Genomic DNA, 23,486 nt, shown 5'->3' on the forward strand with positions numbered 1-23,486 from the left:
CTTTTCGAAAGTTTAGACCAGAAAGAATTTCGGCGAACCTGAATCCTTCGTCGGTTCCTATTCGTCTTTGTTCGCGAAACCATCGCATCCGCTCGGCGCGGATCGGAGGCGAACAAGGAGCATTTTGCAGATGGGACCATCATATCGCTGGGTGATCGTTGGCGTCGGCGCGTTAATGACATGCATCGGCATCGGCGCCATGTTCTCGCTGGCCGTCTATTTGGAACCGATCTCGACGGAAACGGGATGGTCGCGCGCCGGAATTTCGGGTGCGATGACCATCGATTTCCTGACCATGGGCATTGCGGGCTTCGCTTGGGGAGCCGCCAGCGACAGGTTTGGCACGCGCCCTGTTGTCCTGAGCGGCGCCCTCCTCCTCGGCCTGGGTCTATTTCTCGCCAGCCGCGCGACATCGCTAATCGAATTCCAGCTCACCTATGGCATTCTCGTTGGGCTTGCCGCAGGTGCTTTCTTCGCGCCGATGATCGCAGCGGCGACGGTGTGGTTCGAGAACAACCGCAGCCTCGCCGTCTCGCTGGTATCTGCAGGCATGGGCGTGGCACCGATGACGATCTCGCCATTCGCGCGCTGGCTGATCTCGACCTATGATTGGCGTACCGCGATGATGATTGTGGGCCTGATGGCGTGGGCCTTGCTGATACCGGCCGCGCTGTTGGTCCGACAGCCCCCGGTGCCGCGCCCATCCGCCTTGCCGGCGACGGGCGCTGGCAGCGATCTGGGCGCGGAATGGTCGGTCGCGGACGCGCTTCGCTCGCCCCAATTCCTGGTGCTGGCGCTGACCTTCTTCGCGTGCTGCGCCGCGCATTCCGGACCGATCTTCCATATGGTCAGCTACGCGATGCTTTGCGGGATCCCGGCAATGACGGCGGTCAGCATCTACAGCGTGGAAGGATTGTCCGGGCTCGGCGGCCGCCTCCTGCTTGGCGTGCTCGCCGATCGCCTGGGCGCGAAGCGCGTCTTGATCGGCGGTCTCCTGGTGCAGGCGCTGGCGATTGGGACTTATCTCTATGTCAGCAAACTCGGCGAGTTCTACGCGCTCGCGATCGTGTTCGGAACGGCTTATGGCGGCGTGATGCCCCTCTATGCCGTGCTGGCGCGCGAATATTTCGGCCCGCGGATCATGGGAACGGTGTTTGGCGCGGCCACCATGGTATCAAGCCTCGGCATGGCGCTTGGACCGTGGGCCGGCGGCATGATCTTCGATACCTTCCACGATTACCGCTGGCTTTACATCGGCGCGTTCAGCGTAGGCCTCGGCGCGATGGCGATTGCGCTGACCTTCCCGCCACTGCCGCCGCGATCGCGCGAGCGGCTGCAGCCGGCTTAAAGGGCGGCCTACAATGAGAGTCCCTGCCTCGACATAGCCCGGATTTTGCGCCTATCCTCAGGGCATGAGCGACCATGATCACGACCACCACGGCCACCACCACGATCACGACCACTCCGAACTATCGGAGACTGAGCTGCGTGTGCGGGCGCTTGAATCGATCTTGACCAAGAAAGGCTATGTCGATCCGGCCTCCCTCGACCTCCTGATCGATCTTTACGAAAAGAAGATCGGACCGCGCAACGGTGTTCGCGTGGTGGCCAAGGCGTGGAGCGATTCCGCCTATCGCGAACGGCTGATGAAAGATGCAACGGCTGCGATTGCCGAGCTCGACTATTCCGGCCGCCAGGGCGAGCATATGGTCGTCGTGGAAAACACGCCCGAACAGCACAACATGGTCGTGTGCACACTATGCTCCTGCTACCCGCACCCCGTGCTGGGGCTTCCGCCGGTCTGGTACAAATCCGCGCCCTATCGCTCCCGTGCCGTCTCCGATCCGCGCGGCGTGCTGAAGGATTTCGGCGTGACGCTGCCGAACACCACCAAAATCCGGGTCTGGGATTCCACAGCCGAAATCCGTTACCTCGTGCTGCCGATGCGGCCTGAGGGTACCGAGGGCTGGAGCGAAGAACAGCTCGCCGAACTCGTCACCCGCGACAGCATGATCGGCACAGGGCTGCCGAAACAACCTAGCGAGATTGGCTGATGGACGGCGCGCATGACATGGGCGGCGCGAAGGGTTTTGGGCCTGTTGTGCCCGAGCCGAACGAGCCGGTGTTTCATGCTGACTGGGAGCGTCGCGCCTTTGCGCTGACAGTTGCTATGGCGCGCCCAGGCGGCTGGAACATCGATATGTCGCGGTTTGCGCGCGAGAACCGGCCGCCCGAGGATTACCTCAGCAAGAGCTACTTCGAGCTTTGGCTGGCCGGGCTGGAAACGCTGATGATCGAGCGCGGGCTGGTGACGCGCGAGGAGATCGAGGCCGGCAAGGTGCTGTCGCCGCCTAAGCCTGGCGTCAAGCCGATCGCTCCAGATGAAGTCACGCCGGCGATCCGCCGCGGCGGCCCGACCGAGCGCGAGCCGAAAGCGCCTGCGATGTTCGCGGTCGGCGAGACCGTGCGGATGAAGGATATCCATCCCGTGACGCATACCCGGCTACCGCAATATGTCCGTGGCCACCTCGGCACCATCGAGCTCAACCACGGTTGCCACGTCTTCCCAGACACCAACTCGCTCGGTCAAGGTGAAGACCCGCAATGGCTCTATACCGTCAGGTTCGATGGGCCGGAATTGTGGGGCAAGGACGGCGACCCGACGCTGAGCGTCTCCGTCGACGCCTGGGAATCCTATCTGGAGCGCCCGTGATGGATTTAACCCCGCAACAGGCGATGCGGGCGGCGGTTGCTGTCCCCGGCGTGCCGCGCGATGAAGACGGCCCGGTGTTTCGCGAGCCGTGGGAGGCGCGCGCCTTCGCCATGGCGCTGGCGTTGCATGAGGCCGGCGTCTTCACCTGGAAGGAATGGGCGGAGACGCTGGGCGCGCAAATCAAGCGCGCGCAGGCTGAAGGCGATCCTGATACCGGCGAAACCTACTACCGGCATTGGCTCGCGACGCTGGAAACGCTCGTCGCCGCCAAAGGCGTCACCACATCGGATGTTCTGCATCGCTACCGCGACGCCTGGGACCATGCCGCCGACCGCACCCCGCACGGCGCGCCGATCGAGTTGAGAGCGGAGGATTTTGGCTAGCGGTCGCTATCGCCCACACTAGGACGTCATCCCCGCGCATGCGGAGAGCCAGTACGCCGCGGCTTCTCGGTTCAATTGCTACTGTCTCTGGAAATACTGGGTCACCCGCCCCAGTGCGCAATTGCGCACAAGGCGGGTAACGACAACTGAGTGTGCGGCGCGTACATTACGCCCCCACATACTCCCGCCAGCCCTTCGCCCGCAGCGCGCAGGCCGGGCATTCACCGCAACCATAGCCCCAATCGTGCTGCGCGCCGCGCTCACCGAGATAGCAGGTGTGAGAGTGTTCGCGGATCAGGTCGACCAGCCCTGCTCCACCGAGGTCGTGCGCGAGCTTCCAGGTCGAAGCCTTGTCGAGCCACATCAGCGGTGTATGCAGCTCAAAGTTCTTGGCCATGCCGAGATTGAGCGCCGATTGCAGCGCCTTGATGGTCTCGTCGCGGCAGTCAGGATAGCCGGAGTAATCCGTCTCGCACATGCCGCCGACGATGTGGCCGATGCCGCGTCGATACGCCAGCGCCGCGGCGAAAGTGAGAAACACCAGGTTACGGCCGGGCACGAACGTATTGGGCAGGCCATCAGCGCCCATGGCAATGGCGACGTTACGCGTCAGCGCGGTATTGGAAATTTCGGCCAGCGTCGGGATTTCCAGCGTGTGGCTCTCGCCGAGCTTTGCCGTCCAATCCGGTCGCAACGATTTCAGGCCGGACAGCAGCCGGTCGCGGCATTCCAGCTCGATCGCGTGGCGCTGGCCGTAGCTGAAGCCGAGCATTTCGACGCGGGCGAAGCGCTGTAAGGCCCAGGCCAGGCAGGTGGTGGAGTCCTGCCCGCCGGAAAACAGCACCAGCGCGGTTTCGGACAATGATTGGTCGCTCATGACGGGCAATTAGCACTCCCGCGGCTTCAGGCCAACCGGTGGAAATTGCCTCGATTTTGGCCTGTTCCGCTGGGATCGGTCGACCGCTTGCGGCATAAAGCGGCCTGCCCCTCCAAGCGACGGAAATCCCATGACCCCTTCCCGCGATATTTCCCGCCTCATCGAGATCATGGCGGCGTTGCGCACGCCGGTCACGGGGTGTCCGTGGGACCTCGAACAGAACTTTGCGACCATCGCGCCCTACACCATCGAAGAAGCCTATGAGGTGGCGGACGCGATCGCACGCGGCGATCTCGATGATCTCCGCGAGGAACTCGGCGATCTCCTGCTGCAGGTCGTCTACCACGCCCGCATGGCGGAAGAGCAAAACGCCTTCGCCTTCGGCGACGTCGTTGAGGCGATCACAGGCAAGCTGATACGCCGTCATCCGCATGTATTCGCCGATAAGGACGGCAACATCGCTCCCGCTGGCGTCAAGAGCGCCTGGGAGCGCATAAAGGCCGAGGAAAAGGCCGAACGCGCGGCACGGCGGCCGACGGAGGACACCACGCACAAATCGCTGCTGTCGAGCATCAAGGCGGGTCAACCGGCGCTGACGCGGGCGATGGAATTGCAGCGCAAGGCGTCGACCGTCGGATTCGACTGGAACGATCCCCGCGCGGTGCTGCACAAGATTCGTGAGGAGGCTGACGAGATCGAAGCAGCCCTGGACAACGGCAAGCCTGACGAACTCGCGGCCGAAACCGGCGATCTCCTGTTCGCGCTGGTCAATCTGGCGCGGCACGTCGGCGCCGATCCCGAAACCGCGCTGCGTGGCACTAACGCTAAATTCGAGCGCCGCTTTGCCTATATCGAGCGCGTGCTGGCGGCCAAAGGCCGCTCGCTTGAGGACGCAACCCTCGCCGAAATGGATGCGTTGTGGGACGAGGCCAAGGAAGCTGAACAGCCGGCCGCATCAGCCTCAGCGCGAAGTGATCGAAGATAGAGTGCGCGTTCGCGCGATAATTACGCGACCCTCGGCACGGCATCAAACCGCGACACCACGATGTCGCGCTTGGTCTCATCGACGCGCACCGTCATGTCGAAGCGTCCGTCGCGGAGCTCTTTGTTTAGCACTTCGGCATTTCGATGCAGCCAACTGATGCCGGCGCCGTCGGAAGCGTCGATGGAGAGGTCGAGCGTCGTGCGCGTCGCCGCCAAGCGGTCCTCGATCGCGGTCAGCAACGCATCGATCCCCTCGCCTGACGCGGCGGAGACCAGGAAACATGGCCGCTCCGGCGGGCGGCGCGCGGCGATGTTGCGCAGGTTCTCGCGTTCTTCGGGATCGAAGCGATCGATCTTATTCCAGACCTCGAGGATACGTGCACCGGCATCCGGATCGATGCCGAGCTGACGCAGCACGGCATCAACGTCGCGCTCCTGCGCCTCCGCGTCTTCATGCGAAATGTCGCGCACGTGGAGAATGATATCGGCCTCCAGCACCTCTTCCAGCGTGGCGCGGAAGGCAGCGACGAGCTGCGTCGGCAGGTTGGAGATGAATCCGACAGTATCGGAGAGCATCGCCTTGCCGCCATGTGGCAGGCTCAGCGCGCGCAAGGTCGGATCCAGCGTCGCAAACAGCATGTCGGCCGCCTGCACGTCGGCACGCGTGAGCCGGTTGAACAGGGTCGATTTGCCGGCATTGGTGTAGCCGACCAGCGCCACCACGCGATATGGCACGCGCTGCCGGCCGGCGCGATGCAGCCGCCGCGTCGCCTGCACCTTCTTCAGTTCATTTTCCAGCCGCGTGATGCGGTCGCCGATCAGGCGGCGGTCGGCCTCGATCTGGGTCTCGCCGGGGCCGCCCATGAAGCCGAAACCGCCGCGCTGGCGCTCCAGATGGGTCCAGGACCGCACCAGACGGCTGCGCTGATAATTCAGGTGCGCAAGCTCGACCTGCAGCGCGCCCTCCTTGGTCTTGGCGCGGCGGCCGAAAATTTCCAAAATCAGTCCGGTGCGGTCGAGCACCTTGGTGTTCCAGGCCTTCTCGAGGTTGCGCTGCTGGATCGGCGACAGCGCGCAATCCATCACGACAAGTTCGATGTCATGGCCCGCGATCAGGCCGGTGATCTCCTCGACCTTGCCCTTGCCGAGGTAAGTCGCTGGACGGATCTGGGTCACTGGCGCAATCAGCGCGTCGGCGATCGTGAGGTCGATGGCGCGCGCCAGACCCGTCGCTTCCTCGAGCCGGGCCTCGAAATCGCGCGCAGCCTCGTTCGCCTGCGCATCAGCATCGCCGCGGCGCATTCGCAGATATGGGCCGATGACGATCACCCGCCCGCTTTGTTTGGCCCCCGCCGACCGCGGACGGTCGGCGCTCCCTTCACGGTCGAAGGGTTCCAATCAGTTCACTCTCAAGCCGGAGCATCCTCGCCGCCCTCGAACAACTGGATCGGAGCGCCAGGCATGATGGTCGAGATCGCATGCTTGTAGACTAGCTGCGAGTGGCCGTCGCGCCGAAGCAGCAAGCAGAAATTGTCGAACCAGGTGACTATCCCCTGCAGCTTTACCCCGTTGACCAGAAAGATCGTCAGTGGCGTTTTTGTTTTACGAACGTGATTTAGGAAGGTGTCTTGTAGGTTTTGTGCGCGGTCTGCCGCCATTGTTTTTGTCCCGCCGTCTTGTGCTTCTTTTTATTAAGCCGGTTGTTGCTCTCTCGCGGAGCCTGCCCCCCGACCTGCCGGCCTACCCTGAGATCCCCCTCCGGTCGGCTTGGCAGCACAATTAGAGGGTACGCGGGGTTAATAGGCAAGCCGGTTCGGGCGCCACCGGCGCGGAACCCAGTGGCCATTCTCCGCAAGTGTCCGGAAAGAGATAAATATTCCCAAGCAGATGCATGGATCGGAGAGACACCATTGCGTTGGGGGCGCGTTCGATTCGTATCGCATAAGAGATTCAATAGAGATTCAATCAGCCTCAGCCAACGCCCAGCGCCTTGAGCTTGCGGTGCAGCGCCGAACGCTCCATGCCGACGAATTCGGCCGTACGCGAAATATTGCCCGAGAACCGGCTGATCTGCGCGATCAGGTAGTCGCGCTCGAACACTTCCCGCGCCTCGCGCAGCGGCAAGCCCATGATGTGCTCGCCATTGTTGCTGGTCGGCATCGCCGGCACCATCGAGCCGACATCCTGAGGCAGCATATCGGCGGTGATGATCGCTTCCGGGCCGCCGCCGGCCAGAATCATGACGCGCTCGACATTATTGCGGAGCTGGCGGACGTTGCCGGGCCAGACGTGGGACTGCAATACCGCCATTGCGTCCTGGCCGATCTGCCGTTTCGGCAAGCCCGTCGCCGCCGATATCTGATCCATGAAATAGTCGATCAGTTCGGGGATGTCCTCGCGGCGTTCCGACAGCGGGGGAACACGGATCGGCACCACGGACAGTCGATGGTAGAGATCCTCGCGGAAACGCCCTTCCGCGATCTCCTCCTCCAGATTGCGCGCGGTCGAGGAGATGATTCGGACGTCAACATGAATCTTGGCGGCGCCTCCTGAGCGTTGGAAGGTCTGATCGACCAGCACGCGCAGGATTTTGTTCTGGGTTTCGCGCGGCATGTCGGCGATCTCGTCGATGAACAGCGTGCCGCCGTGTGCCTCTTCCAACGCACCAGGCTTGCGCGGCTGCTCGCCGTTCGTCTGCTCGATGCCGAACAACTCGACTTCCATCCGTTCCGGGGTGATCGCCGCGGCGTTGATGACGACGAACGGGCCTTCTGCACGGCTCGATGCATTGTGCAGCGTGCGCGCTGCCAGTTCCTTGCCCGAACCGGAAGGGCCGACGATCAGGATACGGCTGTTGGCCTTGGCCGCGCGGTCGATGGTCTGGCGCAATTGGTTCATGCAGGCCGAGCGTCCGGTGAGAACGCTCGCGGTGGGAGCTAGTTGCTTGAGTTCCTTCACCTCGCGCTTGAGGCGCGAGGTCTCCAGCGCCCGCGTCGCTACCAGGATCAGCCGGTCGGACTTGAACGGCTTTTCGATGAAGTCATAGGCGCCGCGCTTGATCGCTGCCACCGCGGTCTCGATGTTGCCGTGGCCGGAGATCATCACGACCGGAACGTCGGCATGCTCCTTCTTGATTTGCTCGAGCAGTTGCAGGCCGTCGAGCTTGGAGCCCTGCAGCCAGATATCGAGAAACACCAGATGCGGGCGGCGGTTGGCGACCTCGGCCAACGCCGAATCGCTGTCGCGTGCGGTGCGGGTATTGAAGCCTTCGTCTTCCAGGATGCCCGCAACGAGGTCACGAATATCGGCTTCGTCGTCGACAATCAGAATGTCACTGGCCATGGGTTACACCTGCCTTGTCAGCTGCCTGTTGCGGCTTCGGTTTTTGTTTCATCATTGGTCGCGGATGCCGCCTTATTGGTTTCATCAATCTGTGGTTTTGCCTCTGCAGCCGGTTGCTTCACGTCGGCCCTCGGCGCATGGCCGGATACGGCGAACCGCAGCCGCATCCAGGCGCCGCGCTGTCCGGGGCGAAAATCGGAAGCGTCTTTGAGCTCGATGCGGCCGCCATGGTCTTCCAAGACGCGGCCGACGATGGCGAGCCCGAGACCGGTGCCCTTCTGGCGCGTAGTCACATAGGGCTCCAGCAACCGCGCGCGGCTCACCTTCGGCAGGCCGATACCATTGTCGATTACGTCGATCACGATGTCGTCGTTCTCGCGCGCGGCGATGACGTCGATGCGTCCCTTGCCGAGTTCTTCCGGCGGCACCTGCTCGATCGCCTCGGTCGCGTTCTTGATGATGTTGGTCAGCGCCTGTGAGATCAGCCGGCGGTCGAACTGCGCACGCATCGGGTCCTGCTTGATATCGGCCTCGATATCGAGATCGGGATGCCCGACTTTCATCAGAAATACCGCCTGCCGCACGGTATCGGCGACGTCCTCGCCTTCCATGACCGGCTTTGGCATGCGCGCGAAGCGGGAGAATTCATCAACCATCCGCCTGATGTCGTCGACCTGCCGCACGATGGTTTCGGTACATTGTTCGAAGATGTTCTTGTCTTCGGTGATGACCTTGCCGAATTTGCGGCGGATGCGTTCTGCAGAAAGCTGGATCGGCGTCAGCGGATTCTTGATCTCATGGGCGATGCGGCGCGCGACGTCGCCCCACGCCGAGGTACGTTGCGCGGAGACGAGCTCCGTGATGTCGTCGAGCGTGATGATGTAGCTATCGCGCGAGTGGCTGGTCTGCTCGGCGCTGACACGGACCGACAGGTTGCGCTCATGGCCGTCGCGCATGATCGTGATCTGGCCCTGCACCAGGCGCTGCGTACCCTCGCGAGCGGTCTTCATCATGTCGTCGAGCTCGGGCAGCACGTCCGACAGCGGATGGTCCAGCGTCTCGGATTCGGCATGGCCGATTAGTTTCTCGGCCGAGCGGTTCAGAATTCCGACGCTACCCGAGGCGTCGACGCCGATAATGCCGGCGCTGGCCGAGGACAGCACCGCCTCGATGAAACGACGGCGGCTGTCGATCAGGTCCGAGGCGCTGACCAGCTCGTCGCGCTGGGTGCGCAATTCGGCAGTCATCTTGTTGAAGGTCTCGCCGAGTTGGGCGAGGTCGCCCTCGGATTTATGGACCGGCACCTGGACATGCAGATCGCCGGTCGAAACGATATTGGCCGCGCTCATCAAGTTGCGAATTGGCGCCACCAGCCAGTTGGCGAAATTCAAGCCGATCAGCACAGATGCGGTCAGGATCGTTAGCGCAATCACAGCGAACATCAGCGCGAAAGTGACTTGGATACCGAGTCTTCGGGATTCGATCGCGGCGTATTCCGCTACGTTGGCCTGGGTCTGCTTGAGTTGGCCGACCACCCGCGGATCGAGCAGACGCGCGACGTAGAGGAACGTGTCGCTGAACGCGCGCAGACGAATGACCGCGGCGACGTAGTTCTCTTCCGGGAAGACTGCGATCTCCGGCTTGTTTTCATCGACGTTGCTGAGGAAGTCCTGCGGCGGCGTCGTGAATTCCTGCCGAATACCGGTCTGTGCGGTCTCCAGGACATTGCGATCCCTGTCGATCAGCATTGCACCTGGCAAATTGCGTGCTGCAGCACTTGCCGTCAGCAATTCGCGAAACGTGCTTCGGTCCTGGTCGAACAGCGGCCGCGCATTGGCGATATCGTTGGCCATCCCCAAAATGTCGCCATTGATCAGGGAGGCGTGCTCATTGACGTAGGCATGGGCAACGTTAAGCGAATTCTCGATCGCCGCTCGCGTCGGTCCCGAAAACAAGCGATCGAGACCGCGATCGAGGGTAACATTGGCGATAATGGCAACCAGCACCGCTGGCAGCACGGCGATGATCGAAAACAGACTGACGATCTGCACATGTAGCCTTGCCGCTGCCCGGCCTCGGCGCCGTGCCTGGATCACCTGCCAGATCTCGCGGATGATGATCCCGACCAGCAACAGGATGGTCGCCGTGTTGATCAGCAGGAACGAATAGACGACGTGGCGGGTCGGCTCGATCGGCGTCAGGCCGCTCAGGACGATGAAGGTCAGGAATGCCGACAGCAGCGCGATCCCGACCGCAAACGGCGCCACCCATTTCCGCAGGATCCCCCCTCCGGATTCGGTACGTGATGGATCGAACGGTGGTGCCGAGGTGTCTGCGGTGGTCATTCCGGCAATCGGTGAGCTGAAAGAGCTTAGGCCCGCCTGTTGCGGACTGATGCATTCATATCACAATGTTGCTGAAATGCGGCATCAGTAAGATGCTCGTCTTTTCAATCGCTTACCGCAATTCTCTTCCGGTAAGTGGTAAAATTGCCAAAATACCGAATCGCCAATGCGGTCCTCACTTTACATGCGATGCCGAGACTGCTCGCAGGCTCGCGGCGAGAAGCGGACTGAGTTCGTGCGAAATGGTGACACATCGGAGAGGCTGCCATCGGCAAGCTTTGTCGCAGAATCGGACAAGGCATGGGGGATTCGGGAAAGACGCCCAAACTGTCCTGCGCAAGAGACGTGCATCGACGTTCGAACCCGAGGTCCCGTCCTGCCCAAGTTCCCGAGCGGCCCTGCCCGCCCCGCATCCATCGTCGCCGCCATGAAGCGGGTAGCCGGTCTTCCGCCAAAGGCACGTGCTAGCTTTACCAGGGGCCGATGCGTTCGCGGCACCTATGCCCCATCGGATCAGGCCAAGGAGATCACGAAATCCTGTAGCTTCACCAAGCCATCGCGCGTGCTGGCGCGCTTCTCGGTGGAGCGAGGCCCGGGCACGACCGACCTGTTGCTGCGCGGCTTCAGCTTCCGGCTCGGCAGTGATGGCCAGCGCTCGGAGATCTTCACGCAGAGCGCCCCGGTTCATTTCGCGAGGACGCTTGACCAGATGCTGGCTTTCCTCCGAGCGCGCATTCCAGGACCGGACGGCAAGCCGGACGTGGAAAAGGTCGAGGCATTCTCAGCTGCTAATCCCGAGACGCTGCATCAAGCAAACTACATCGCCGCGCATCCGCCGCCCGCAAGCTTTGCCTGCACAACCTATTGGGGCGTGCACGCGTTTCCCGCCACGAATTCAAAAGGTGAGACACGGTTCATCAAGTTCAAGGTCACGCCGGTCGGCGAACAGGCGACGCAGCCCGAGGCAGCGGCCGGGGCAAAGCCTGCCGAGTTCCTGCACGACGACCTCGAATCCCGGATCGCGGCTCGCGATATGAGGTTCAGCGTGATGGCGCTGCTGGATCGTCCGGGCGACCCCGTCATGGACGTGACCATCCGATGGCCCGATGAGGCCGGACGCGAGGCGGTGCGGCTGGGAACCATCGTGATCACCGGTGTTGAAGCAAACGATGCGTGCGATGAACCCGTCTTCAACCCGGCAACCCTGGCCGAAGGCATCGGTCATCCGTCAGACGAGATGTTTGCGGCCCGCCGCGCCGCCTACGCTATCTCACAGACACGGCGTCGCTGAGCGGACGAGGCTGTTGCCGTGGCTCCGATCACGCTTCGCTTTCCGGCGCGCCCTGCGTTTCGCGGCGCCACACTCCCGGGCTGACGCCGATCACGGAGGTAAACACCCGCGTGAAGTGGCTCTGATTGGCGAACCCCGCTGACACCGCAATTTCGGACAGCGGCAGGTCGCGAACCGTCATCAGCTGCTTGGCCGCCTTCACACGCTGGCGCAGCAGCCACTGGTGCGGCGGCAGGCCGGTGGAGATGCGAAAGGCGCGCGAGAAGTGACTGACCGAGAGATCGAATTCAGCCGCGATCTGTTGCAACGAAAGTGTCCCGCCGAGGTCGGCCTCCAGTCTTTCGCAGGCGCGCTTCACCTGCCACGGCGCAAGGCCGCCGCGGGCCAGCTCGGTATTGCGCCGCAGTCCGCCATAGGTCTGGGCAACGTGCGCGGTGAGCGCGAGCATCATGTGATCGATGAAAAGCTGGTTGGCCTCGGACGGCCGCCGTAATCCTTCCAGGAACGAGGCGCCGATATGACGGATGACCGTGTCGTCGTGGCCGACGCCGATCTCACACGCAAGATCGCCAATGCGCGGCGCGCCGGACTGTTCAGCGATGCGGTCGAGCGCCGAGCGCGGAAGGTGAAAAAACAGGGAATGAAAGGGCTTGTCGATCACATAACGCGGATCGCGCTTGAGATCGTACAGATAGGTTGCGCCTGCCCGGACATCCCTCTTCATGATGCACTTGCCGCGCTCCCAGAGCTCGCAGTCCGGATAATCGTGAAGCTTCAGGCTGACGAGAAAGGCATCCTCGGATGTCAGCGAGCCGGACAGGCCGGGCACGGGGTTATCGTCGCGGGTTTCGGTGACCGCAAGTTCGACGCCGCGCAGTGAACGCGTGACCAGCGACGGCGGCGCATCCTTCAGGTGCAGGAATTGCCCGAGCCTCGCGCCGAACGCGCCCGCCTGTGCCATATGCGTCGATCTCACTTGTGAAGTCGGAAAGTGCCGCTCATCGCCGTCAGCGAAATGCATGCATATTATCTGCTTTCGCCGCGCGGCCGTCTACGACGTTTGGCGAGGCCGCTACGTCCTCAGTTTTGTGACGCAAAGCTCAACAGCTTGCTCTGGAGTGGCAGCGCTGTTGTCCATTCGCAACACTCCCGCTCAAGTACACGCATTGGTAGCGGCCGATTGCCTCATTCGACGGCAGAGGCCGCCCCTGCGCTTTCGTTGAGCGCGACGCGGGTCACAAACGCTTGATGACCGCTTGCAGCAAGATCAGGCAAAGCACGGCCGCTTTGGGAAAGACCCCGTAGTTCGACGCGCCTAGAACGCGCACCGAAAGCTCACGACGCTTGGCGGCATCAGTACGGGCAGACAGGAAGCAACAGCTTCGCGTCAGCACCGCAAGTCAGGCCCGGCGGCGCGAGCGAAAGACCCCTTCAAGCGAGCAACTGTCATGAGCAAGCCAATCCTGCGCAATTCTTCGCAAAATTCCCACACCGCGTCGGACGCGGATCCTTCGCCGAGCGCCGAGTCCCGTACTGCCGATGCGGAGATGGCACGCGTGCTCCACACCAAACCACTCCGCATGGCTTTGGACCCCTCCGGTGCTGGGATCGCCCACTGGAAACATGAGCCATTGCACGACGTCGTCGAGCCCATGACCCACCACGTCATCATGGCTTACAACGGCTCGGTTCAGCGCATGGAGCGGCGGTCAGGAAGATCGGTTGCCATTGGAACGTTTCGTCCCGGGGTTCTGATAATCATTCCGGAAGGATCAAGCTCCCGATGGGATATCCCGAAGCCTGTCGATGTCATACAGCTCTATCTTCCTCACACAACGCTGAAGCGGGTTGCCGACGAAGCCGACATCGCCACATCGACCAATCTCGTGGAGCGAACGGCGCATCCCGACCCCATTACATCCCGATTACTCCTGAGCGCGGCGGATGTCCTCGAGGGCAATGAGGCCCTGGATGCGCTGTTCAGGCAGCAACTGACAGACCTCCTGGCCACGCGTCTGCTGGCTGCGCACACCGGCTCGCCAACCACGATCCAGCCGGTCATGGGCGGGTTGTCGCCGAAGGTGCTCGGCCGCGCTATCGAGCGTTTGCGTTCGGATGCCGACGCGGATGTCTCGCTCGCGGCGCTCGCTTCCGATGCTGGCCTGTCGCGCTTCCATTTCTGCCGCGCCTTCAAGGAAAGTACGGGGCTTTCGCCGCATGCCTGGCTACGCCAGCACCAACTCGAGCAGGCCATGAACATGCTGCGGGATACGGACGCGTCGGTCGTCTCGGTCGCAGCCGCGCTTGGCTATTCCTCCCAGACCGCCTTCGCTGCGGCATTCAGGAAGCTGACCGGCGAGACGCCGAGCGATTGGCGGCGACGCATTCGGTAACAGCAATCGCTCTACAGGTACGGCAATCGCTCTGGCGCAGTCGCAAAGCTAATTCGCTAAATCAGCGTTACGCCCAACGCCAACACCGGATGGAGACAAACGATGGCCTGGATGAACGTCGTTAACCCCTTTGCAATCGCACCGCGGCGGAGAGTGGTCGCGACCGCACTCATGTACGGACTTTCGTTGAGCGTTCGCTTCACCTCGGCAGCGGGCGAAGAAACGGAAGTTCCGGCACATGCCCTCCAAACCGCCAGCCCCGTCAGTTCGATCATCTTCTACAAGGACTGGCCCGCGAAGCCCGCTCCGTTGATGGCTTTCCAACGCGGCTCGCTTTTGGGGTCCGGAGGCTGTCGAGCGGCATGTGAACGCCCCATGCCAAAGTCGCTAATGCTGGACTGCCCCGCGCCGTAACAGCCGGGATTCGTTTCACATCATCTTTGCATCATCGATCGCAAGAGGTTTACCGCCAATGCAGAGCGGCGGCGATGACGCGCGTACGTTCGAGAAAATTCAACCCACAGGAGCAAACACATGCGACTAGTCATCATTGGCGCCGGCTTCGCCGGCATGTACGCCGCACTTTCCGCTGCCCGCCTGCGCGACATCCGAGGCGTCTCACCCGAGGATCTCGAAATCGCGCTGATCGCACCCGAGCCGACGCTGGTAGTTCGCCCGCGGCTCTATGAATCGAAGCCCGAGACCCTGACGGCGCCGCTGCTCGATGTCCTCAACGCCATCGACGTTGTCTACGTGCAGGGCAGCGCCGAAGCGATCGACACCAAGGCTCGCGTGGTGCAAGTCGCTACGGCCAAAGGCACCCGAAAGACTCTCTCCTATGATCGCTTGGTTGTGGCTACCGGCAGCCGCCTGTTCCGCCCGAATATTCCCGGTCTTGCCGAGCACGGCTTCAGCGTCGACCAGCTCGACGACGCGATTGCCCTCGACCGGCATCTGCAGAGCCTGGCCAATCGTCCGGCAATGAACGGGCGCGACACGGTCGTCGTCGCCGGCGGCGGGTTCACCGGCATCGAAGCGGCAACCGAGATGCCCGCGCGGCTGCGCAAGATCCTCGGCAAAAACGCCAAGCCGCGCGTCATCATCGTCGACCGCAACAGCGCGATCGCTCCCGATATGGGCGAAGGCCCCCGCCCCGTCATTCAGAACGCCCTGCGCAAGCTCGGCGTTGAGACCCGGCTCGGCGCCGGCGTCGCGTCGCTCGACAAATCCGGCGTCACGCTTTCCGATGGCGAGCGCATTGAAGCCGAGACCGTGATCTGGGCGGCGGGCATTCGTGCCGCCCCGTTGACCCAGCAGATTCCCGCCGAGCGCGACAATTTCGGCCGGCTGCTTGTCGACCGGGATTTGCGCGTGCCGTCGGTGGATGGCGTCTTTGCCACCGGTGACGCCGCTCGCGCGGCATGTGACGATATCGGCAATTACGCGCTGATGTCGTGCCAGCACGCCACGCGGATGGGCGCTTTTGCCGGCAACAACGCCGCCGCCGAACTGCTGGGCGTTCCGACCAAGCCATATCACCAGAAGGGCTACGTCACCTGCCTCGATCTCGGCGAAGCCGGCGCGCTGTTCACCGTTGGCTGGGAACGCCAGGTCAAGATGGTCGGCGACGTCGGCAAGAAGACCAAGCAGGAAATCAACACCGTCTGGATCTATCCGCCGCGTGCCGAGCGCGCTGCCGCGCTGGCCTCGGCCGATCCGGAGCGTGTGACTGACGTGAGTGGCTTCTTCTAGACCCGTCACGCGAAACGGGCCGCGCTCAGCGCTGGTTGCGCGGCCTGCTCAACCGAGACCAGCAAGTAGCCTCTACCATGAAACAGGAGACAAACATGAACCTACACAACATGAGCCTGGACAACACCTCACACCCCGGCGGATCGAGATCTGACGAATTGGTTCCATCGCGCTACGCGGTGCGGGTCGGCGACATCGACGTCCTGGTGGTCAGCGATGGCGTGCTACCGCTGCCAACCGCAATGTTGGCACACAACATCGACCCGGCCGTCCGGGCGACCTGGCTGAAAGACATGTTCCTGCCGCCGGACGCTTACGATTGGGCGCTGAACGTGGTCGTGGTGCGTAGCGGCGACCGGACCATCCTCGTCGATGCTGGGCTTGGGCTCGATCCGGACTTGCACTTGCCGCGGGCCGGGCAACTGATCAAGCGACTGGAGGCCGCCGGCATCGATCTTGCGTCCGTGACCGACGTGGTGCTGACCCACCTGCACATGGACCACATTGGCGGGCTGCTCGTCGACGGGGTCAAGGAACGGCTGCGTCCGGACCTGCGGATCCATGTGGCGGCCGCCGAGGTCAAGTTCTGGGAGGCGCCCGATTTCTCCCACGTCTCCATGCCGCCGGGATTCCCGGACGCGCTTCGATCGACCGCCAAGCGGTTCGTGAAAGAGTACCGCAGCCAGCTGCGGCCGTTCGAGGAGGAGTACGAGGTGGCGCCGGGGGTGGTCGTCACTCGCACCGGCGGCCACACCCCCGGACACAGCGTGGTCCGCGTGGCGTCCGGCGGCGACCGGCTGACGTTCGCCGGCGACCTCGTGTTCGCGGTCGGGTTCGAGCACCCCGAATGGTACAACGGCTTCGAACACGACCCCGAGGAGTCGGCCCGCGTTCGTATCAGTCTTTTGCGGGAACTGGCTGAGACCGGTGGGCTGCTGGTGGCCACCCACCTGCCGTTCCCGTCCGTCGGCCACGTGGCAGTCGACGGCGACGCCTTTCGTTGGGTGCCGGTCTTCTGGGACTACTGACCGCACGGTCCGAACGAGAGGCGCCTCGTAAGCGCTTCATTCGATACGGGCCGCGTTACCAGCGCCGGAGCGCGGCCCGCTCACCCAAAACCCTTTTGGAGCTCGACCTCTCGCTCGACTTCGCCTCGCCGGCGCAACTTGGCGGCGCCGTCGCTTTTCTGTGCTCGGCTGCGGCGGAGCAGATCACGGGCACCGCAATCTCGGTCGACGGCGGCTGGACCGCAAGGTAGGCGCGACGAATGAGCGGTCGCTTCAGCGGAAACAACTGTTGCAGGAGGAGTCGTGGTGCATCTTAACAAGAAGAAGGTGGTCGGCTTGTTGCTGTGCCTCAGCGCCGTCGCGGTCGTGGCCGGCGGATGGGTCTATGCCCATTCAAACGAGACGTTCACCGACAACGCCTACATTCGTGGCGACATGACGTCGCTCGCGCCGAAAGTTGCGGGCTACGTCACGGCCGTCGAGGTGCAGGACAATCAGACCGTTCGCGCCGGTGACATTCTTTTCCGGATCGACGATCGCGACTACCGCGCACGCCTTGCGCAAGCCGAGGCCAATGTCGAAGCCGCCCAAGCTCGCCTCACCAATGTCGATGCGGAGACCCAACTCCAGCATGCCCTGATACGGCAGGCCGAAGCTCAAAGACTTGCGAGCGTGGCCGAGATGAATCTGGCCCGCAAGGCCTCCGATCGCCGCCGTGAGCTGATCCGCACCAACGCCGTCAGCCAGGCGCAGGTCGATGAAAGCGATGCGGCGCTATCGAGAACCGAGGCGGGCGTGTCGGCGGCGTCGGCAACGGTGGAGGCCCAGCGGCAACGCATCGCCGTCCTTGCCAGCCAGCGCGAAGCTGCAGTTGCTGCAGTGGCGCAGGCGCACGCCGCACGCGATCTCGCCCAGATCGATCTCGACCACACCGTGGTGCATGCGCCGGTCGACGGCGTTGTCGGCAACCGCCAGGTCCGCGTCGGCCGGCTTGTCGCGCCGGGTACCTCCTTGCTCGACATCGTTCCGGTCAAGGACGTGTGGGTGGTGGCGAACTTCAAGGAAAGCCAGATCGAACATATCCGGCCAGGACAGCGCGCCCGCATCAAAGTGGACGGCTATCCGAACCAGACGATTGAAGGTGTGGTGGACAGCTTTGCGCCCGGCAGCGGGTCTGCGTTCACCCTGCTCCCCACTGACAATGCGACGGGGAACTTCATTCGTGTCGTTCAACGCGTGCCTGTGAAAATCCGCTTTGCCAGAAATCCATTACCCGGCCGCGTCGTGCCCGGCCTGTCCGCGCGTGTCGAGGTAGATCGAGGAAGCGGCACATGACCGCGATCGCCGACGCCACGCCAGGCTACGACAGGCGCGCGGCAGGAAGTATTCTTGTCGCGGGCATCGTGCTCGCTACTCTGACGGAGGCGATCGCAAGCACTGTCCTGTCGTTCGGAGGCAACGATATCATTGGCGACACCCATGCAACTCCCGACGAGTTCGCCTGGCTGGACGTCGGATACACCGCTACGAAGCTGATCGGGTTCATGGCCGCCTCCTGGCTCATGACGCGCACCAGTCCGCGCCGCCTGATCATCGGTTCGACGCTGGTCATGGGCACGGCCTGCGGCATCGCCGCGATCACATATCGGTTAGACCTGCTGGTCGCACTCCGCATGATGCAGGGCTTCTCCGGCGGCACCTTGCTTGTCGCGGGGCAGTCGATCATTTTTCTCGCCTATCCGCGATCCTGCCAGCCAATCCTGCAGGCACTGTTTGCGATGGGATCTGTCGTCGCTCCTGCGACCATCGCCCCGGCGCTCCAGGGATGGTTGATCGACAGCCAGTCCTGGGCATGGATTTTCTTCGGCGTTGTTCCGGTTGCCCTCGCCGCTGTCGGACTTCTGTTGATCGCGGACGCTCCGAGACCCGTTGCGACCTCGCGCCTTCCGTTCGACTGGACCGGCTTCTTGCTGATCTCAGTCACATTCTTCTGCTTCACCTGTGTTCTCAACCAAGGCAGCCGATGGCGGTGGTTCGCATCGTGTGGCTAACCCTGATCGGCGCAGCCACTTTGCTGGCGTTTCTCGGCCGACAGGTGATTGCCAGAGGGCAAGGCCTGGTCGATTTCACCGTGTTCCGGTCGAGCGATTTCTCCTTCGCCTTCATCGTCAGTTTCGTCGCCGGTGCCGCCTTGTTCGGGAGCGCGTTCCTGATCCCGTCATTTGCCGTGTCCGTACTCGCGTTCACGCCTATCGACGCCGGCCAGCTCCTGTTGCCGAGCGGCGCGCTTTTCGTCGGCGCGCTCCTCATTGCTGCCTTTCTCATGCAGGTCAGAGGCGCTCCCCCTATCGCTACGGTGCCGTTCGGAATCCTGATGATCATGGCCGCGATGTGGATGCTGTCCGGCTCGACCAGCGAAAGTGGCGCCGACGATATGATGGCCGCCATCCTGCTACGCGGCTTTGGACTTGGCTTCCTCTTCCTGTCGATCACCCTTATCGCTTTCAGCGACCTCAACAACCGCAATCGAGCGTCCGGCATCGGTCTTTTCAACGCGGGGCGCCAGCTCGGCGGCCTCATGGGGGTAGCCGGGCTCCAGACAATGATCGACCACAATGTCACTGCCAATGCCACGGTGCTCGGCGCTAGTGTCACCGCAGGCCTTCCTGCGGTCAGCGAGCGGCTGACGACGATGAGTGCCATGCTCGCGGCACGAGGGATGGACAGCGTGGCCGCCGGCCGGGCTGCGATGGGTCTGTTGGGTCGAACCCTCACTGGTCAATCCACGGTGATCGCTTTCGACACCGCGTTCGCTGCAGTCGCTCTTTTTTTCATCATCGCTGCGCCAGTGTTGGTCACCATCAAGATCGCTTTCGCCCTGCACGCGAAGAAGCGCGTGGCGCAGTTAGCCCGAACCGAGGAGCCGTACATGACACATCCCGCGCAGAAACCTTCCCGACAAGGCAATGCCGTATCGAGGCTAGACCCTCGCGCCGAGATCGTGCTGGCGGTCAGCGAGGCTCTCGCCAATCCGAACGGCGCGCCCGCTGACCTCGATAGTATCTTGGATCGAAGCGGATACTCGAAGGAAGACATTCTATCGGCATTCGAGAGCGTCGACGATCTCATCGTCGCGATCGCCGAACACAAAGCCTCCCTCATATCGCAGCCTTTGGTGAGGAGAGCGCGCCCCGGCACCGTAGACGATGCACGCGAAACACTCATCGCGTTCGGACGCGTTGCCTGGAAGGAATACTCGACCACCCTGGTCGGGTTCATTCGGATGATGATGACCGAAGGTGCACGCAATCCTGCGCTCAAGAAGCGGGTGCACGAGGCGGGGCAAGCGATTGTCACACTCAAGCTACGGAAGTTTCTGTCCGCAGCAAATGAGAGGGGGATCCTGTCGATATCGGACGCTCAGCTATACGCCGAGCAATTGCTGGGACTGCTGAGGGAACCGCTCTATCAGGCACTGATGCTGACTCCTGCAATGCGCCAGGACGGAGGAGCTGCCGACCGCGTCAGAGCCAGCATCGAAAGCTTCATTCATGGATGCGCGAGCACGAGGAGCATCAAGCGATGAGAGTAGCTAATGATATTGCCCGGTTAAGACGGTCTGGCCCGAGAGAGAGACCTTCAAGACTGAAGGTCGTCGGCGATGTCCCGCCGGACCTGGCGAACAACATCGACGAGAATGGATCCCTGGTGACAGTCGACCCCGCCGACTGGATCGTCTGTTTCGTACCCGGCCTTCGACGGCAATGGTGGCATCGCTTCGTCCATCACAGGCACAAGCATGTCTTTGCCATGCGACCCATAAGCACGGGGAGCTGGCTGCTTGTGGAGCCGTGGTGGACGCGAATGATGGTGACCATCCTGCCGCCGGCTGATGCCGTCAGATTTCTCCGGTGGGGTGCGACGGGCGATATTCTTCGCGTCCGCGAAGCGGTCCCGGGCAAAGCGAGCCAGCTTCGTGGTTGGTCTAACTGCGCGGTTCTCTCGGCGTTCTTGCTGGGCCGACCGAGCTGGACATGGACGCCGCACGGTCTCTACCGGCAGCTACTCCGCGAAAGATCAACGCGGCGCGAGAACGTGCAGCACCTTCTCGTCGACCAATTCACCAAAGTCGTCAGCCATTACTCGTCCAATGCACTGAGTGTCAGTGCCGACCAGCTCTCCTTGCCACTAAGGGAATTGCTCATCATCATTGGACGCAATCTTCTCGAGACGATGATGACACCGCCGTTGCTGGAAGTTTGTTACACAGCCATCCTCGAAGCGGACCGCTACCCAGACGCGACGCAGGCCTATGCGCAACATGGCCCTACGCCGGCAATCGCGGTCCTTACAAAAATTCTCGCGCAAGCGAAGCAGGCCGGCGAAATCGATCTTGCGGATTGCGAAGCCGGCGCCCGCCAGTTCCTTGGAATGCTCCACGGAAACGTCCATCTGGAAGCTGTGCTTCAACTCGGCGAGATACCGACGCTTTCCGAGATCGACAAGCGCGCCCGCACCGCGGTGAAAGTCTTTCTCGACGGCGCCGAGCCTGACGAGACATCAATCCTCGCACGAGGAACCTTAACGGCGTGACGGTCATCGCACAATGCATGCCGCGCGACACTGACGCGTCGGTCGCGACGGCGCTTGGTATGCCTCGCAGAGCCGTCACCACGGCGTCCAGGCGGCTGACCGGCGAAACCCCGCAATTGACGACGGCGCGCGCTAGCAGCGATCGCTCTGTAAGTAGATCAATCGCTCTGGGGCAGCGGCAGTTCTCGTTCGCTAGAATGTTACGGGTGCCCAACGATGGCCTGAAAAAACTTCGTCAACCACCTCGCCATTCGGCCGCGGAGGAAAGTCGTTGTCACCGCAATTGCCATCGATGGCGGACTGGACCCTGCAATGACCACCCGTTGTCATTGCAGCGAGGCGGCCGATGCAATCCCTAGCCGCCGCTGCGGTAGACCTGGATGTCGAGATCCCTGATCTTCTTCCGGAGCGTGTTGCGGTTGAGGCCGAGCAGGTCGGCCGCGCGAATCTGGTTGCCGCGCGTGGCCGCCAGCGCCGCGGTGAGCAGCGGCACCTCGATTTCCTTGAGGATGCGGTGGTAGAGGCCCGGCGGCGGCACGCCGTTCGGAAAGCCCGAGAAATGCGAGGACAGGTAGGCCTCGACCGCGCCTCCGAGGTTTTCCACGCCCATCGGGGCGTTGCTGCCCGAGGTGACCGCCGGCGGTGCCAGCTCGCCATCGATCACCGAGGCCGTAATGACGTCCTGCGGATAAAGCGCGGCCAGTCGGCGCGCGAGGTTTTCGAGCTCGCGCACGTTGCCGGGCCAGCGGTGCTGCTTGAGCCGTTCCAGCGCCAGGGTGTCGAGCTTCTTCGGCGGCAAGCCGTCCTTTTCGGCGAGCGAAAAGAAATGCCGGATAAGATCGGGCAGATCCTCGATCCGCTCACGCAACGGCGGCAGGCGCAGAGGCACCACGTTCAGGCGGAAGAACAAGTCTTCCCGGAACAGGCCCTGCTGAATCAGGATGCGCAGGTCCTTGTTGCTGGCCGCCACGATCCGTACGTCGGTCTTGATCGGGGTACGCCCGCCGACGGTGGTGTATTCGCCCTGCTGCAGCACCCGCAGCAGCCGCGTCTGTGCTTCCATCGGCATGTCGCCGATCTCGTCGAGAAACAGCGTGCCGCCCTCGGCCTGTTCGAACCGGCCGGAAGCGCGGGTGTTGGCGCCGGTGAACGCGCCGCGTTCATGGCCGAACAACTCCGATTCGATCAGGTCGCGCGGGATCGCCGCCATGTTGACGGCGACGAACGGGCCGTTGCGGCGCTTGCCGTAGTCGTGAAGCGCGCGGGCAACCAGTTCCTTGCCGGTGCCGGACTCGCCGGAGATCATCACCGTAAGGTCGGTCTGCATCAGCCGCGCCAGCACGCGATAGATTTCCTGCATCGCCGGCGAACGACCGACCAGCGGAATCGAATCGAACTCACCCTCGTCCGCCGCACTCGTCACCCGCTCCTTCGGCTCGGCCAATGCACGGCCGACGATGGTGATGAGCTCCTTGAGGTCGAACGGCTTCGGCAGATATTCATAGGCGCCGCGTTCGGAGGCCCGGATCGCCGTCATGAAGGTGTTTTGGGCACTCATGACGATGACGGGAAGGTTTGGCCGCATCTTCTTGATGCGCGGCAGGAGATCGAACGCGTTCTCGTCCGGCATCACCACGTCGGTGATGACGAGATCGCCCTCGCCCTGACTCACCCAGCGCCACAGCGTTGCGGCGTTCCCGGTCAGGCGCACTTCATATCCGGCGCGCGAAAGAGCCTGGTTCAGAACCGTGCGGATGGCGGTGTCGTCATCGGCAACGAGTATGCTACCTGCGGGCATTGGTATTC

Annotated in this window: 20 protein-coding genes and 1 pseudogene; 14 read left to right on the forward strand and 7 right to left on the reverse strand. The window is 62.8% G+C overall.

The genetic code is table 11. The features are described from left to right. Positions 1-130: 130 nt before the first annotated feature. The 4 genes from RX328_RS25715 (at position 131) to RX328_RS25730 (ending at position 3,096) form a co-directional block, all read left to right on the forward strand. Complete coding sequence (locus tag RX328_RS25715; protein WP_213253115.1) at positions 131-1,348, forward strand: MFS transporter; 1,218 nt, start codon at positions 131-133, stop codon at positions 1,346-1,348. 64 nt (positions 1,349-1,412) lie between these two features. Next, complete coding sequence (gene nthA / locus RX328_RS25720) at positions 1,413-2,054, forward strand: nitrile hydratase subunit alpha (protein WP_213253114.1); 642 nt, start codon at positions 1,413-1,415, stop codon at positions 2,052-2,054. Further along, positions 2,054-2,713 carry a nitrile hydratase subunit beta gene (gene nthB / locus RX328_RS25725; RefSeq protein WP_213253113.1) on the forward strand — a complete coding sequence of 220 codons (660 nt, stop codon included), beginning with the start codon at positions 2,054-2,056 and terminating at the stop codon, positions 2,711-2,713. Before nthA ends, nthB begins: the two co-directional genes overlap by 1 nt. Further along, the gene (locus RX328_RS25730) at positions 2,713-3,096 is read left to right on the forward strand and encodes a nitrile hydratase accessory protein (RefSeq protein WP_213253112.1); all 384 of its coding nucleotides are present in this window, start codon (positions 2,713-2,715) and stop codon (positions 3,094-3,096) included. Before nthB ends, RX328_RS25730 begins: the two co-directional genes overlap by 1 nt. A gap of 166 nt (positions 3,097-3,262) precedes the next feature. On the opposite strand, the gene queC is transcribed toward RX328_RS25730, so the two are convergent. Beyond that, positions 3,263-3,973 (reverse strand): 7-cyano-7-deazaguanine synthase QueC, encoded by a 711-nt coding sequence (gene queC, locus RX328_RS25735; RefSeq protein WP_213253161.1) that lies wholly within the window; start codon positions 3,971-3,973, stop codon positions 3,263-3,265. Between the two features lie 130 nt (positions 3,974-4,103). On the opposite strand from queC, the gene mazG reads away from it, so the two are divergent. After that, a complete protein-coding gene (gene mazG / locus RX328_RS25740) occupies positions 4,104-4,958 on the forward strand; it encodes a nucleoside triphosphate pyrophosphohydrolase (protein WP_213253111.1) in 855 nt (284 codons plus the stop codon). Between the two features lie 20 nt (positions 4,959-4,978). On the opposite strand, the gene hflX is transcribed toward mazG, so the two are convergent. From hflX to RX328_RS25760, 4 genes are all read right to left on the reverse strand, one after another. Then, a complete protein-coding gene (gene hflX, locus RX328_RS25745; RefSeq protein WP_213253110.1) occupies positions 4,979-6,355 on the reverse strand; it encodes a GTPase HflX in 1,377 nt (458 codons plus the stop codon). 11 nt (positions 6,356-6,366) lie between these two features. Beyond that, positions 6,367-6,615 (reverse strand): RNA chaperone Hfq, encoded by a 249-nt coding sequence (hfq, locus tag RX328_RS25750; RefSeq protein WP_006020546.1) that lies wholly within the window; start codon positions 6,613-6,615, stop codon positions 6,367-6,369. A 313-nt stretch (positions 6,616-6,928) separates the two neighbouring features. Next, positions 6,929-8,299 carry a sigma-54-dependent transcriptional regulator gene (locus RX328_RS25755; protein ID WP_028346102.1) on the reverse strand — a complete coding sequence of 457 codons (1,371 nt, stop codon included), beginning with the start codon at positions 8,297-8,299 and terminating at the stop codon, positions 6,929-6,931. Between the two features lie 17 nt (positions 8,300-8,316). Next, the gene (locus tag RX328_RS25760; protein ID WP_213253109.1) at positions 8,317-10,644 is read right to left on the reverse strand and encodes a sensor histidine kinase NtrY-like; all 2,328 of its coding nucleotides are present in this window, start codon (positions 10,642-10,644) and stop codon (positions 8,317-8,319) included. A gap of 427 nt (positions 10,645-11,071) precedes the next feature. Here RX328_RS25760 and RX328_RS25765 point away from each other — a divergent pair, with 427 nt between their 5' ends. After that, complete coding sequence (locus RX328_RS25765; RefSeq protein WP_409410853.1) at positions 11,072-11,935, forward strand: catalase; 864 nt, start codon at positions 11,072-11,074, stop codon at positions 11,933-11,935. Between the two features lie 28 nt (positions 11,936-11,963). Here the strand turns inward: RX328_RS25765 and RX328_RS25770 are convergent, their stop codons facing one another. Further along, positions 11,964-12,896: a helix-turn-helix domain-containing protein gene (locus RX328_RS25770; protein WP_213253159.1), complete on the reverse strand. Its 933-nt coding sequence runs from the start codon at positions 12,894-12,896 to the stop codon at positions 11,964-11,966. Between the two features lie 487 nt (positions 12,897-13,383). Here RX328_RS25770 and RX328_RS25775 point away from each other — a divergent pair, with 487 nt between their 5' ends. The 8 genes and pseudogenes from RX328_RS25775 to RX328_RS25810 all read left to right on the forward strand — a co-directional run bounded on the left by RX328_RS25775 (position 13,384) and on the right by RX328_RS25810 (position 21,680). Next, positions 13,384-14,328, forward strand: coding sequence for a helix-turn-helix transcriptional regulator (locus tag RX328_RS25775; protein WP_213253108.1), 945 nt, complete (start codon positions 13,384-13,386; stop codon positions 14,326-14,328). 534 nt (positions 14,329-14,862) lie between these two features. After that, positions 14,863-16,080 carry an NAD(P)/FAD-dependent oxidoreductase gene (locus RX328_RS25780; RefSeq protein ID WP_213253107.1) on the forward strand — a complete coding sequence of 406 codons (1,218 nt, stop codon included), beginning with the start codon at positions 14,863-14,865 and terminating at the stop codon, positions 16,078-16,080. Between the two features lie 95 nt (positions 16,081-16,175). Continuing rightward, positions 16,176-17,108 carry an MBL fold metallo-hydrolase gene (locus RX328_RS25785; protein ID WP_213253106.1) on the forward strand — a complete coding sequence of 311 codons (933 nt, stop codon included), beginning with the start codon at positions 16,176-16,178 and terminating at the stop codon, positions 17,106-17,108. A 95-nt stretch (positions 17,109-17,203) separates the two neighbouring features. Beyond that, complete coding sequence (locus RX328_RS25790; protein ID WP_213253105.1) at positions 17,204-17,338, forward strand: SDR family oxidoreductase; 135 nt, start codon at positions 17,204-17,206, stop codon at positions 17,336-17,338. A 52-nt stretch (positions 17,339-17,390) separates the two neighbouring features. Further along, on the forward strand, positions 17,391-18,422 hold the full coding sequence (locus RX328_RS25795; protein ID WP_213253104.1) for an HlyD family secretion protein: 1,032 nt from the start codon (positions 17,391-17,393) through the stop codon (positions 18,420-18,422). After that, a pseudogene (locus tag RX328_RS25800) lies at positions 18,419-19,983 on the forward strand (MFS transporter); the annotation flags it as partial. The gene RX328_RS25795 and the pseudogene RX328_RS25800, both read left to right, overlap by 4 nt. Before the next feature lie 393 nt (positions 19,984-20,376). Beyond that, positions 20,377-20,673, forward strand: a complete 297-nt coding sequence (locus tag RX328_RS25805) for a TetR/AcrR family transcriptional regulator C-terminal domain-containing protein (RefSeq protein WP_249726672.1) — start codon at positions 20,377-20,379, stop codon at positions 20,671-20,673. Between the two features lie 278 nt (positions 20,674-20,951). Continuing rightward, entirely contained in the window at positions 20,952-21,680 is a 729-nt protein-coding gene (locus tag RX328_RS25810; protein ID WP_317258501.1) for a TetR/AcrR family transcriptional regulator C-terminal domain-containing protein, read from the forward strand. Positions 21,681-22,035: 355 nt separating this feature from the next. On the opposite strand, the gene ntrC is transcribed toward RX328_RS25810, so the two are convergent. After that, a complete protein-coding gene (gene ntrC, locus RX328_RS25815) occupies positions 22,036-23,478 on the reverse strand; it encodes a nitrogen regulation protein NR(I) (protein ID WP_213253102.1) in 1,443 nt (480 codons plus the stop codon). Positions 23,479-23,486 lie beyond the last annotated feature (8 nt).

Source organism: Bradyrhizobium sp. sBnM-33 (genome assembly GCF_032917945.1).
GTDB lineage: Bacteria > Pseudomonadota > Alphaproteobacteria > Rhizobiales > Xanthobacteraceae > Bradyrhizobium.

Coding starts and splice junctions, on each gene's coding strand:
- nthA (WP_213253114.1), top strand. CDS start 1,413: ATGAGCGACCATGATCACGACCACCACGGCCACCACCACGATCACGAC.
- RX328_RS25730 (WP_213253112.1), top strand. CDS start 2,713: ATGGATTTAACCCCGCAACAGGCGATGCGGGCGGCGGTTGCTGTCCCC.
- RX328_RS25715 (WP_213253115.1), top strand. CDS start 131: ATGGGACCATCATATCGCTGGGTGATCGTTGGCGTCGGCGCGTTAATG.
- RX328_RS25780 (WP_213253107.1), top strand. CDS start 14,863: ATGCGACTAGTCATCATTGGCGCCGGCTTCGCCGGCATGTACGCCGCA.
- hfq (WP_006020546.1), bottom strand. CDS start 6,615: ATGGCGGCAGACCGCGCACAAAACCTACAAGACACCTTCCTAAATCAC.
- mazG (WP_213253111.1), top strand. CDS start 4,104: ATGACCCCTTCCCGCGATATTTCCCGCCTCATCGAGATCATGGCGGCG.
- RX328_RS25810 (WP_317258501.1), top strand. CDS start 20,952: ATGATGGTGACCATCCTGCCGCCGGCTGATGCCGTCAGATTTCTCCGG.
- RX328_RS25805 (WP_249726672.1), top strand. CDS start 20,377: ATGACCGAAGGTGCACGCAATCCTGCGCTCAAGAAGCGGGTGCACGAG.
- RX328_RS25785 (WP_213253106.1), top strand. CDS start 16,176: ATGAACCTACACAACATGAGCCTGGACAACACCTCACACCCCGGCGGA.
- RX328_RS25765 (WP_409410853.1), top strand. CDS start 11,072: ATGAAGCGGGTAGCCGGTCTTCCGCCAAAGGCACGTGCTAGCTTTACC.
- nthB (WP_213253113.1), top strand. CDS start 2,054: ATGGACGGCGCGCATGACATGGGCGGCGCGAAGGGTTTTGGGCCTGTT.
- RX328_RS25760 (WP_213253109.1), bottom strand. CDS start 10,644: ATGACCACCGCAGACACCTCGGCACCACCGTTCGATCCATCACGTACC.
- RX328_RS25775 (WP_213253108.1), top strand. CDS start 13,384: ATGAGCAAGCCAATCCTGCGCAATTCTTCGCAAAATTCCCACACCGCG.
- RX328_RS25755 (WP_028346102.1), bottom strand. CDS start 8,299: ATGGCCAGTGACATTCTGATTGTCGACGACGAAGCCGATATTCGTGAC.
- ntrC (WP_213253102.1), bottom strand. CDS start 23,478: ATGCCCGCAGGTAGCATACTCGTTGCCGATGACGACACCGCCATCCGC.
- queC (WP_213253161.1), bottom strand. CDS start 3,973: ATGAGCGACCAATCATTGTCCGAAACCGCGCTGGTGCTGTTTTCCGGC.
- RX328_RS25770 (WP_213253159.1), bottom strand. CDS start 12,896: ATGGCACAGGCGGGCGCGTTCGGCGCGAGGCTCGGGCAATTCCTGCAC.